Annotated in this window: 12 protein-coding genes; 2 read left to right on the top strand and 10 right to left on the bottom strand. The window is 69.9% G+C overall.

All coding sequences use genetic code 11. The annotated features are described in order from the left end of the window. Positions 1-412 precede the first annotated feature (412 nt). From I6A81_RS02170 to I6A81_RS02150, 5 genes are all read right to left on the bottom strand, one after another. Positions 413-1,825 (bottom strand): replication initiator, encoded by a 1,413-nt coding sequence (locus I6A81_RS02170; protein ID WP_307874412.1) that lies wholly within the window; start codon positions 1,823-1,825, stop codon positions 413-415. Positions 1,826-1,924: 99 nt separating this feature from the next. Then, the gene (locus tag I6A81_RS02165; RefSeq protein WP_238430795.1) at positions 1,925-3,871 is read right to left on the bottom strand and encodes an FtsK/SpoIIIE domain-containing protein; all 1,947 of its coding nucleotides are present in this window, start codon (positions 3,869-3,871) and stop codon (positions 1,925-1,927) included. 100 nt (positions 3,872-3,971) lie between these two features. Next, the gene (locus tag I6A81_RS02160; protein ID WP_238430796.1) at positions 3,972-4,403 is read right to left on the bottom strand and encodes a hypothetical protein; all 432 of its coding nucleotides are present in this window, start codon (positions 4,401-4,403) and stop codon (positions 3,972-3,974) included. A gap of 54 nt (positions 4,404-4,457) precedes the next feature. Beyond that, the gene (locus tag I6A81_RS02155) at positions 4,458-4,601 is read right to left on the bottom strand and encodes a hypothetical protein (RefSeq protein WP_203007007.1); all 144 of its coding nucleotides are present in this window, start codon (positions 4,599-4,601) and stop codon (positions 4,458-4,460) included. A 29-nt stretch (positions 4,602-4,630) separates the two neighbouring features. Beyond that, the gene (locus tag I6A81_RS02150; protein ID WP_203007008.1) at positions 4,631-4,795 is read right to left on the bottom strand and encodes a hypothetical protein; all 165 of its coding nucleotides are present in this window, start codon (positions 4,793-4,795) and stop codon (positions 4,631-4,633) included. A 496-nt stretch (positions 4,796-5,291) separates the two neighbouring features. On the opposite strand from I6A81_RS02150, the gene I6A81_RS02145 reads away from it, so the two are divergent. After that, positions 5,292-5,750, top strand: a complete 459-nt coding sequence (locus I6A81_RS02145) for a hypothetical protein (RefSeq protein WP_203007009.1) — start codon at positions 5,292-5,294, stop codon at positions 5,748-5,750. Between the two features lie 124 nt (positions 5,751-5,874). Here the strand turns inward: I6A81_RS02145 and I6A81_RS02140 are convergent, their stop codons facing one another. The 4 genes from I6A81_RS02140 to I6A81_RS02125 form a co-directional block, all read right to left on the bottom strand. Then, entirely contained in the window at positions 5,875-6,684 is an 810-nt protein-coding gene (locus I6A81_RS02140; protein ID WP_307874411.1) for an SAM-dependent methyltransferase, read from the bottom strand. Between the two features lie 20 nt (positions 6,685-6,704). Beyond that, complete coding sequence (locus I6A81_RS02135) at positions 6,705-7,319, bottom strand: ATP-binding protein (protein WP_203007010.1); 615 nt, start codon at positions 7,317-7,319, stop codon at positions 6,705-6,707. 153 nt (positions 7,320-7,472) lie between these two features. Next, positions 7,473-8,057 carry a hypothetical protein gene (locus tag I6A81_RS02130; RefSeq protein ID WP_203007011.1) on the bottom strand — a complete coding sequence of 195 codons (585 nt, stop codon included), beginning with the start codon at positions 8,055-8,057 and terminating at the stop codon, positions 7,473-7,475. Between the two features lie 461 nt (positions 8,058-8,518). Then, positions 8,519-8,968 (bottom strand): NUDIX domain-containing protein, encoded by a 450-nt coding sequence (locus I6A81_RS02125; RefSeq protein WP_203007012.1) that lies wholly within the window; start codon positions 8,966-8,968, stop codon positions 8,519-8,521. A 401-nt stretch (positions 8,969-9,369) separates the two neighbouring features. Here I6A81_RS02125 and I6A81_RS02120 point away from each other — a divergent pair, with 401 nt between their 5' ends. After that, positions 9,370-10,503, top strand: coding sequence for a helix-turn-helix transcriptional regulator (locus I6A81_RS02120; RefSeq protein ID WP_307874410.1), 1,134 nt, complete (start codon positions 9,370-9,372; stop codon positions 10,501-10,503). Positions 10,504-10,701: 198 nt separating this feature from the next. Here the strand turns inward: I6A81_RS02120 and I6A81_RS02115 are convergent. Then, the coding region (locus tag I6A81_RS02115) for a DUF4279 domain-containing protein (RefSeq protein WP_203007013.1) at positions 10,702-11,076 on the bottom strand (375 nt) is incomplete at its 5' end.

Genomic DNA, 11,076 nt, shown 5'->3' with positions numbered 1-11,076 from the left:
AGGGGAGCCGCCGCGACCATCGCGTCAATCCACGCCTCAGCCGCAGCGGCAGCCGCCGCCCGACGCGCCGCCACCGAACCACGCCCACAGCGCCCACCAGGACCAGACCGCCCCCCAGCCGAACCTCCGCCGTCCCGACCGCGCTGTGACCGGCCCCGACCCGACGAGCCCGCCCGCCCATCCGACGCCGGGTCCGACGGCGGGTCCCACCCACCCACCCCCACCGGCGGTGGTGGGGCCACCGCGGATTCCTCACGACCAGCAGACGCAGAAGCAGGAACAGAGTCGGCACCTTCGGTGCTCATTTCTTCGGCGACCACCGGCCCTGACAGGTCCACACCGCCGCTCGCGCCGTCCTGGTCAAGGTCGAACAGCGCGACCTCACCGGCCAGCCGCCCCGGCCCGCGCCGCCTCATGACGAGTTCCCCGCCGAGTCGTTCCCTGTCGAGGGGTCGCGGCCGCGTCCGGCGTAGCGCCAGGAGCCGACCACCATGGTTGCCGGATCACCGTCGGGACGGCCGAACTCGTCCAACGTCACCAGCCCGCCGCCGCCGTCGACGCCCAGGGGACGGCCCGCGAACGCCGCCGCCAACACCCGGGCATAGCGACGCCGCACCCCCCGCAACGCCCCGAACGTCGTCGAGTAGGCCCGCGACTTGGTCAGCGCGTGACCCCCGAACCCGAACGCGTGCGACCACCGGATCAGCCCCGGGACCCGGCCGGGCGCACGGCCCGCCGCCGCATCCAACGCGGCCGTGAACACAGGGTCCGAGCCCAGCCGCCAGCAGGCCTGCACCAGCCGCCGCGCATGGTCACGCAGGCCGAGGCGGGCCAGATGCCGCAGCGACCGCACCGGGGAGTCGAGGGCCCCGCCGTCCGCGACACTCTTAGTGAGGTACTTGGCGAGGTAGTTCCCGACCCGGGCCGCATCCATCTCAGAGCCCAGCCGGACACGGCGGATGTCGACCTGCCCGCCCCAGCGCACCGCCCACCCGCCGGACGACGGCGCCGCCGGCAGCGCCCCGGACGAGTCGAGCAGCGCCACCCCGGCAGGATCCGGCGCGACCACCGCCACCGACGCGACCACCTCACGCAGGCAGTCCGCGACCAGCTCACCCGAAGCCCACTTCGGAGCAGCGGTCAGCCCGCCCGACGGGTCGCGGCCGTCGACCCGGATCACGACGTGCAGGTGGACCAGGCCGCGCCGCTGGACCTCAGCGACCTTGACGAACGACACCCGCACCTGACGGCGCAGCGCGGCAACCGTCAGCCCGGCCGCCAATGCGACCGCGGATTCCAACGCGTCGCGGGTGGCCTTCCACAGCGCCGAGGCGAGCGCGTTCCAGACCACGGCGCGGTCGTAGTCGAAGCACCGAGGGCACAGCGGCTCACCGAGGCGGCGGTCGTCCGCCGCGTGGCGCAGATGGCACGACAGCGCCCGACCGTGTTCACAGGTCCCGCGACGCTGCCGGCAGATCTGGCTTTCGGCGCCCTTGCCCGCGCGCCGGGAGTGCACCGCCCCAAAGCTGGGAGCGGTCAGCGTGACGAACCACGCCGGACAGCCCGCTACCGGCGCAGCCGAGCCGCCGGCCGCGACGTCCAGGCCGCCGACCACGATCCTCCGCGCATCGCGCTGGTAGAGCTTGGAGCAGTCCGGACACGCCGAGGCACGGCGATTGTTGCACCGCACGTGCACCACACCCGGGGCCATCGCCGGGCGGATCTCACCGGTCGCCAGGTCCACATGATCCGACCCGCCCGCCAACCGGATCGGTCGGGCACAGCCAGCCGCCGGACGGGTCTGTTCCTGCTCGTCGGTGGTCACGTCGCGCTCCTTCAAGCGCGCCCGGGCATGGCTACGCCCAGGCACCGGTCAAGGAAGAAGAAGAGAGAAGGAGGAAGGCCCGCCAGCGGGCCGACGTGCCTAGCGGTCGAGGGGATCGCCGTTGTCGTCGAGCCGGTTACGCCGACGCCACCCCGCCGCCCACGCCTCCCACTCCGCCGCGTCCCACTCAGAAATCCGCCCCGCCGATGGCGCGTCCGACGCCGAGGGCAACGCCGGCCGGGACGCCGGGAGCACGGCCGGGGGTGGGGGTGGGGACCAGCCCCGTAGTGGCACCGTCGGCGGATCCGACGGGCCTGTCGGCCGCTCGCGTACGTCCGGCAGGCCGTAGGGGCGCAGGTCTGGCAGCCAGGTCCCCGGATGGGTCACCACCGCACCCGACGACACCGGCGCCACCGGAGGCAGCGGCGCCACCGGAGGCAGCGGCGGCAGCGGTGGCAGCGGTGGCAGGGGGGCGACCGGGGCCACCGGCGCGACCGGGACCGGGCCGGGAGGCTCGTCTGGTGGGGCGTCGGACCGGTCGGGACGGCCGAACCGGGCCGCTACCTCCGCGATGTCGTCATCGTCCTGCCAGGCCGCCCGAACCAGCACCGGCACCGGCGCGTCATCGGTGGACACGAAGCCGGTTCCTTGGCGGTCCAGGCCGATTCGTTCCGCGTGGGCGCCCGCCGCCCAGGAGCCCCGGCCAAGGACCATGTCGACCTGGGTCGGTTCGGACATGCGCAGCGCGACCCGGACCGGGAACAGGTCCCGAAACGCGATCACGTCCTTACGCGGGTCCTGGACCGCCCCGACCACCGTGAACCCCGGGGCGCGGCCCTGGGAGAGCAGCATCGGGAGCGACGCCGCGATCCGCTTACGGATCTCTGGCGGACCGTAGGCGGTCAGCGCAGCGATCTCATCCAGCACGACCACCACGAACGGATCCCCCACCGAGGGCCGATGCGTCCGGCTGACGCCGCGGAGCTGATCTTCCCGGCGCTGCATCCACGCGACGACGTCGTCCAACAGGTCCGCGATCGCGACCGGCGTGTAGGCGAACCGGGCGAACAGCGGCGCCCCGGCCGCCAGCTCCATCCCGCCCTTGGGATCAGCCGCCCACACCTCGACCAGCCCAGCGCGGATCTGCGGCGCCAGCGCCCGCACGATCGCCCACAGCACCGAACCCTTACCCGCACCCGTCGCCCCCGCGATCAGCACATGCGACCCGGCCAGCGGCAGCAGCCACGGCGCCCCGTCCTCCCGCAGGCCCACCACCACCGCCGACAGATCCACCCCACCCGACACATCCGCCCGCCGACCACGCCACCCCCGCCACACCTCCCGACTCCGGCCCGCGACACCCGGGCCACGCCGCGCACGCCGGACCACCGCAGACGACCAGAACTCGGACGCCTCCCCATCCCCGCCGGTGTCGGTATCCGCGTCCCAGTCGTCCAGGCCGGGGCCGTCCTGCGGAAGCGGCTCAGGAAGCACCACCCGGCGCAGCGGCTCACGCAGCCGCACCGTGACCGTGGCCCGGCCCGCGTGGCGGACATCCGGCGCAACCGCCACGCTTCGCGCCCCGAGGCTCGCCGCCAGCGCCGGCACCGCCCGCTCGACATCGGCGACCGACTGACCGGGCCGGACCCTGATCGCGAGCACGATCCCGGCCGGGGTCCGCCAGACCCGACGCACCCTAGGCGTCCGCTCCCACGACACCGACACCCCACACGCCCGACACGCCACCGCCCACCGCCGACGCCACCGGCCCCCCGCCAGCCAGCCCAGCACCAGCCGCCGATACCACGGCACCGCCCACGCCACGAGCCCGAGCGCCGCCAGGACCACCAGGCCGCCCGACGGGCCGAACGCGTCGGACAGCCGAGCCGCCAGCCACCACACCACCAGCACCGTCACGAGTTCGCGACGCCACTCCCACACCCGGCGCACGACGTAGCGCGCCAGCATCGACGGGACCGACGGCCGCAGCGACAGCCGCCACCCCCGCGTGATCCGACCCTGACGCACCGACATCACCGGCGACATGACCCACCCTCCTCAAGGGCTTAGTGATCGAGTCCTGGAGACGGCGACGGGCGGCAGCGCGAACCACACGAGGGATCCGCGCTACCGCCCGTCCTGGCTGCTACTGCTGGCGCTTGGTCGCCGCCGCCGGCGGCGTCGGCACGCCGGCCGGACGGATCTCGCTGGCGACCCACAGGACCCCGTGGCGGTCTTCCATCTCCCACATCTGCGCCCGAAGGCCGACCAGCGTCACCGGCTGGCCGAGCTGCACCGTGGGCGCCTCACCCGCCACCCGAACCTTGATCGTGGAAGCGCCCGCCCCCTGGACGGCCACGGTCACCTGAACGTCGTGAAGCGGAACCCCCTCACGGGTCTTACGCGGCTCCCCGTTGAAAAGCGGAGCCTCAGGCTCACCCATCACGACCGCGACAACAATCGCCGCTGGGTCCACCGGGATAAAACGCATGACAAACACTCCCATCGAAGAAGAAGACACCCGCAGCCGAATGCGCGGGAGACAGAGAAGCCGCACCCCGAACGGGCCGGCTGACATCAGAGAAAGACAGACACCGGCCGAAGGCCGGCTACCGGCAGCGGCGCCGGGCGCCTAACGGGCCGGGAGAAGCGCCAGCGTCCAGCCGAGCAGCACCCCGACCACACCGACGACCGCGAACCCGCAGATCACGGCCAGCAGTGCCACCGCGACCAGCCGGTCAGACGCCCGCTGGGCAGCACGTTCAGCCGCAGTCATCCGCACCCGAGGCGCGGGCCGGGCCGCCATCAGCCACCCGCCCGACGCCACGCGATCCCGGCCCCGATCAGGCCCGCACCGAGCAGACCACCCAGCGCCGGCACGTCACCCGACAGGCCGCCGAGCAGAAGGTAAAGCCCGCAGACGACCAGCGCCGCCGGCCAGAACACCGGCCGCCGGTAGTAGAAACGCATGACGAGACCTCCCCGCGTAGGGAACCGATGGAAACGCGGCCCCGCCCGCGACTGGCGCGAGCGGCATTTGCCGCACTACCAAACTCCCCGACCCGCAAGGAAAAGTCACTACTCCCAGTCACGGAGAAACCTTGGAGGTTTCTCGGAAAACACGGAGACGACGGAGAAAACGTTGAGCCGGGCGCCCCACTGCCACGTCCCCCAGGCCCCGGCACGGAGGAAACGCGGAATCGACGGAGAAAACAGGGAGGAAACGTGGAGAGATCACCAAGCCGCGCCCACCGGCCCCGTCAGGCCGACGCCGAACGGCGAGCCGGCCCCGGCCGGGCACCCGCACCCGCGCCGTCACAGACCCGGTGGCCTCATCGGGCCATCGCGCACCCGCCGTGACCTGATCGGGACAACCAGGCGGATATGGGGTGCACTGACCGCTCCGCGGAGTGACCCTCTAACCGCACGCCCCCGTCGTCCCCGCCCAAGGAGCCCTAACCCCGCGATGCCCACGCCCACGATTGAGCGCCGCGTCCGTAACGCCCTGGCCATCCTGACCAAGCTTGGTGACGCCAGCCCCGCCACCCTCGCCCGCCGCACCCCCGGACTGGTCGTCCTGCTCAGCGGCCGCCACACCGGCGCGACCGCCGCCCACGCCAAGCTGCTCCGCGCCATCGACAGCCTGGACGACGCCCCCGCGACCGCCGCCCGCGCGCTCCTGGGAATCGGCCTACCAGGCCGCACGACCCGCCGAGAACGCCGCGCCGTCGCGGGCGAGGCCTACCGCGTCGGCTGGGACCAGTTCAGTCGCGCCTACGAACCCCGTGTCATCACCGCTCTGGTGATCGCCCTTATCGACCGCGCCGACCCCGCCGCGACCTACCCGACCCCATCACTGATCGTTCAGATCCTCCGCAACCCGCCGCCACCCGCGAGCGCCTTTCGACCCCGCCTCACCCGCTAACCACAGGCAGCACGAAACGGGGGCATGGACGCCGTTGTCCATGCCCCCGCCCCATAGGCCCACCCCGCACCATCAGCGCGAAGCAGCCCGTCTCCCAGCCGGCGTGATCGGCCACCGACCGCGCTTACAGCTTGCGCGCGACCAGCCCGTACACCCCGATCTCCGCATCGCGGCGCCTGCTGCGACGCCCGCCCCACCGATGGACCGGCACCACCCCGGGCTCCTTGAGCGTCATCCCGACCGGGACCAGCCCGGCGATCTCTTCCTTGCTCCGGACCCGCACCCGGATACCGCTGTGCTGGTAGACCTCGACCCCCCGACGGGCCTCCTCCGGCGCGAAATCGCCCGTCCCGTGACTCAGGATCAGAACACTGCCCGGCGCGAGCGCATCGACCAGCCGCCGCACGACCCCGGCCGGATCATCGGCGTCGAGCAGGAAAGGCAGCACCGCCACCAGCGACAACGCCACCGGCAGCGACAGATCCAACGTCCCGGCCACCTCGTCGCTGGCCAGGATGTCCTCCGGCGCGCGCAGGTCAGCTTCCACATACGCCGTGCAGCCCTGCCGCGAGCTGGTCAACAGCGCACGGGCATACACCGACACCAGCGGATCGTTGTCCACGTACACGACCCGCGCAGCGGGGATGACCTCCTGCGCGATCTCGTGCACGTTCGGCGCCGCCGGGATACCCATCCCCACATCCAGGAACTGAGCCACACCAGCCCCGGCCACCTGCCGCACCGCCCGATGCAGAAACCGCCGGTTCTCCCGCGCACCGAGCAGCGCAGACGGCATCACCTGTAGCACCCGTTCGGCCGCCGCCCGATCCGCCGGAAAGTTGTCCTTGCCCCCCAGGAAGTAGTCATACATCCGCGCCGCATGCGCAACCGTCAGGTTCAGCGAGGCCGACCCAGGGCCCCCGGACACCGTCACAGCCTCATCCCTTGTCGTCGTCACCCGACCCGCTCCACGGCCACCGGCACATCGGCCGCCCCGTCGAAGTCCCAGTCATCCAGTGCCCGCAGCCGCTCAGCGACCCGCGCGAGCACCTCCGGGTCCGTGCTGAACCGCACCGGGTACACCGGTTCCGGATACGCCGGTCGCGTCGGAGCCACCCTGCGCGCCAACGGCACAGGCGTCTCGTCCGGACCGCGTGGCGGGGGCACGATCGCGCCGACGAGCTGCGCGCACACCACCAGGCCGCCAGACCTGGCCCGGTACCACGACCAGTCCTCGCACAGCGCCTCGACCAGCCACAGGCCCCGGCCGCTCTCGTCCTCCTCCCCGGGCCGGGCGACCCGCGGACTCGTCAGCTCGGAGCGATCCCACACCTCCACCAGCACCCGGCCCTCGCCCGCTGTGAGCCGGACCGCCACGGATTCCCCGCCCGGCCCGCTCGCCTTGACCGCGTTCGAGGCCAGCTCAGCCACGACCTGTTCGGCGATCTCCACCGCCGCCGGATCGACATGCCAACCCCGCAACCTCGCCACTGTGCCCCGACGAATCCGGGGCACTGCGTCTGGCCGGGCCGGGAACCGGGCCGCCGCGACCAGCCCCCCGACGATCACGCCGCTGCCTCCGCCCACAGCAGCCGCGCCCAGAGTCGGACCGCCAGTCCCCTGCCCTCAGGCCGCGACAGAGGCACCATCGATGCTCTGTCGCCCGGGCCGGGCCTGTCGACAAGACATGTCGCCATCGTCGTCACCGGCCACCCTCCATGGTCATCCCTTCGTTGTGGTGCCGTCCGGCCCGCGCCAGTCGGTCCGGCGGAAGATCAGATCGAATGCGTCCGCGCCGTGACGCTGGTCAAGCCATTGGGTCAGCTCGTGTGGATCCCCGCTTGCCATTGCCTCAACTATTAGCGCGTGAAGGTCATCAGATTCGATGCCGCCTACTTCCCCGAGGAACGTCGCATACCGGCTGCTGACCTCCCGCTCATAGGAGGCCATCGCGGCCATGTACCGGTCGATTCCAGCGCCGCCGACGTCCGTAGGGCGTTGTTGACCCATGAGTTCGGCCTGGTCAGCTTCGGTGAGTAGCCCGGTGGTGTCGTGGAACATGAGGCGATCCCGAGCGTTGGACGGCGCGGATAGGCCGAGCGCAACGGCGGTGTGGCGGGCGACTGTTCGTGCCTCGCGGTCCGTCGCTCCCTCCATCACCACGCCGAGATTCCGTGTGGACGCTGCCTCCGACGCGTCTAGGGCCGAGTACGGAGCCCCGCCGGGGTCGCGCCGGTTAATCCCGTACCGACGACGGAAGATCTTGGACTCGTATATCACGTACTCGCGGAATGTACTGTAGTGCACTGAGTCATGAATGTATGAACGCAGCAGATCTAGCGCCGTCAAGATGGGTGGTGCGCCAGCCTTGGAAGGGTGCAAGTGCCCGTGCCGAGTGACGACCGAACCCATTTGGAGATGCCGGTATCCCTGGTCGGGATGATGAAATCCGCCGTACCTGTCCTCCGACGTCGACCGGATACCTACCCACACCCGATCCGGCGACAGCATCCGGTGTAATCCAAACTGCCCGCAGCGTGCCGCTGCGAGCGCGGCACCGATGCGGAAGATCTCACGGGTCGGCCGGTCCCATGCGTCGACTACTTCACGAAGAGGCAGAAAAACAATGTCCGGACCAGCGGGGTGAACGCGATCCAGTGCCGCCGTGGCCCGCGCAGCGGCCAGGAGAATCCCGGCGTCCGTGCGATCCACGAGCCTACCGCCTAGACGCTCGTTAGGCGCAAGCGATTCGTGTCTCGGCAGCCAAGTTAGCGTGTGGTCTGGATCAGAAGTCGATGCGACTCGTGCATCCCCTCTGGTAGCTGGTCCGGCGGGAACCATCGTGCCTCCAGAACTTCCAAAGTGTTGACCTTGAGCGTTCCTCCAGAGAGTCTTGCCGCGTAAGCGACTTCGACTCGCAACCTGAACCCACTTTTCAGATGAAGCAGTTCAGCGACTTCTACATCCAGTCCGGTTTCTTCTCGGACCTCCCGGACGACGGTGTCCTCGAATCGCTCTGATGCCTTGGCGTACCCCGTGGGTAGACCCCACTGTCGATGTTCCGGCCATAGCCTGTGACGGAGAAGAAGTACATGCCCGTCGCCATTGGCAACGATGCCAGTGACGCCGATCATAAATTTGGAGTGTGCGAGCCACAGCACCCACCACTGTGCGGGGCCACGAAGTGCTCTCCATGCCATGGTCAGCACTTTTCTCATCGCGTCTTCCTTCCGGGTCCGGTATCTGGGTTCGTCCGCGTCGACGATGATGCCGGATCGCTCCCCGCTATCGCCCTAGGCCCGCCGCGACTGCGTCACCGGAGACCAAAGGAGGTGCTCTGGACCCGCGAGGAAGGTCGCAGGCCGAGGCCAATAACAGCCGACCGCCACTGACGAGCCGACGCATCGCTACCCTGGCCGCTGGGTGCGCCGCGCCTACCCGCTGAGCCCGGCACCTCCCACGCCCCCGATCGACGCGCATGATCGTCACTCCGTCTCGGATTACGGAACGATGTAGGGACACCCAGGCCGGCATCTGCGCGACCGGCCCGGGGCTAAGAAGTAGCCTCCCGGTGGCGCTACGTCGCGACTAGTGGCAGCACTAGGGGCATGATGGTCACGTGGCAGTCGGAGAACTTGTGCGAGAGCTACGCTCGGCGCGAGGGTGGTCCCAGAGCCGGCTAGCGGGTGAACTCTGCCGGGCAGCCGGTCGAGCGACGGTCACCCGCGAGACGGTCTCCCGTTGGGAGACAGGAAAGATCAGCTGTCCTGACCCCTACTGGCTTCGACACCTCGCCGCCGTCCTTGAGGTGCCGCTGCAAGTTCTGGAGAATGAGAAGTTGGACCGACGCAGGTTCCTGACCGATCTGGCCGCGACGTCGATCGCGCCGATTGTGGCGAGTGACCTCATTCATGCGGGGTTCAGTGCCAGGCTTCAAGGCCGCGGACCGGACATCGACGAGTGGCATGGGAAGCTCGCTGCCTACGGCACCGACTACATGGCCCTTGGCGCCGCCGAGATCCAGAAACGCCTCACCGTCGACCTGCTAGTGCTTCAGCAGCAGCTTGACCGCCCCGAGTTGTGGCAGGTCTCCGCCAAGCTTGCGACGCTCTTCGGAAAGACGTTCCCGGGCTCGGATGGCTCGAAGGCTGTCGACTGGTATCGGACGGCAGCCACAGCCGCCGACCGCTCCGAGGACGACCAAGCGCGCGTATGGGTGCGCGGACGGGCCACGATAGCGCTTGGCTACGAGGGCGCCTCTCTTGGAGTCGCCGAGTCCTTCGCGCGGCAGGCACTTGCGATCTCCGACAGGCCGTCACTTGGCAGACTGAACGCCGTCATGGGCCTTGCCCATGTCGCCGCCATCCGAGGTGACAGGTCCACGGCCCTCGACCTGCTCACCGAAGGCCGACGCATCTTCGACACCGTGGGTTCCGAAGAACAGACCTCCGACTATGCGGTCCCTGAGTGGCGCATGAACGTGTTCACAAGCCTCCTACACGCACGGCTAGGCGACGAGGCACACGCCGTCGAAGCGCAGGGGGTGGCCGGCAGTCTGCTCCCTCCATCCCTGCCACGGTTCGCGACCCACCTTGAGCTGCACCGGGGCCTGATGCTTGCGCGAGCCGGCGACCGCACCGGGGGCGTCCAGTACGCGCATGCCGCCATGGACCGTTTGCCTCCGGAGAAGCACTCGCTGACGCTGCGCCTCCTGGTTACAGAGGTCGAACGAGCGGCCGGCGTAACCCTGTAGTCGGTACCGGGCGGCCCCGACCACAAGCAACGCAAGGGCACAGACCCGCAGTTCAGGGCGAACACATCGATCCATGATCCATGATTGTCCAGTCCCAGGTGATGCTTGGCGGTTCTATCCCACCTGTTGCCTGACCGATGACCTAGAAATGGTTTTGACCTTCCGGGGTCGTTGTGCTCTGGCACCCGCCCGGCTCCGTCAGTAGCCGTACTCGTCGACGTCCAGCTCGGCGTGGGTGCGCCTCAGGAAGTCGAGGATCCGCGCGTCCACGTGCCAGCCGAACAAGTTGCGGTGCTCCGGCGGCTCCTGGTCAGAAGGAACGGCCGAGTCCTCCTCCCCGTCGTCCGAGTGCTCAAATTCCCGCACGACCTGCAGGACGCTGAAGATCGCGTGCTCGTCGGTCCTGCCGGCTTCGGATATCAGCGCACCGATGCGGTCGGCCGCAGGCAGCAGCCGATCCAGGACGTGGTCGATCTGCTCGTCGACGGTCATGTACCCTGACTTCCGCCATGATCGTGACTTGATCGCGTTGGTGGGTCGCTGACCTGTGGGTTCGCTGATCGAGGTCGCTGT

The sequence above is a fragment of the Frankia nepalensis genome (assembly GCF_016786325.1).
Taxonomy (GTDB): Bacteria; Actinomycetota; Actinomycetes; order Frankiales; family Frankiaceae; genus Pseudofrankia; species Pseudofrankia nepalensis.
This window is presented reverse-complemented; position numbering and strand designations above follow the sequence as displayed.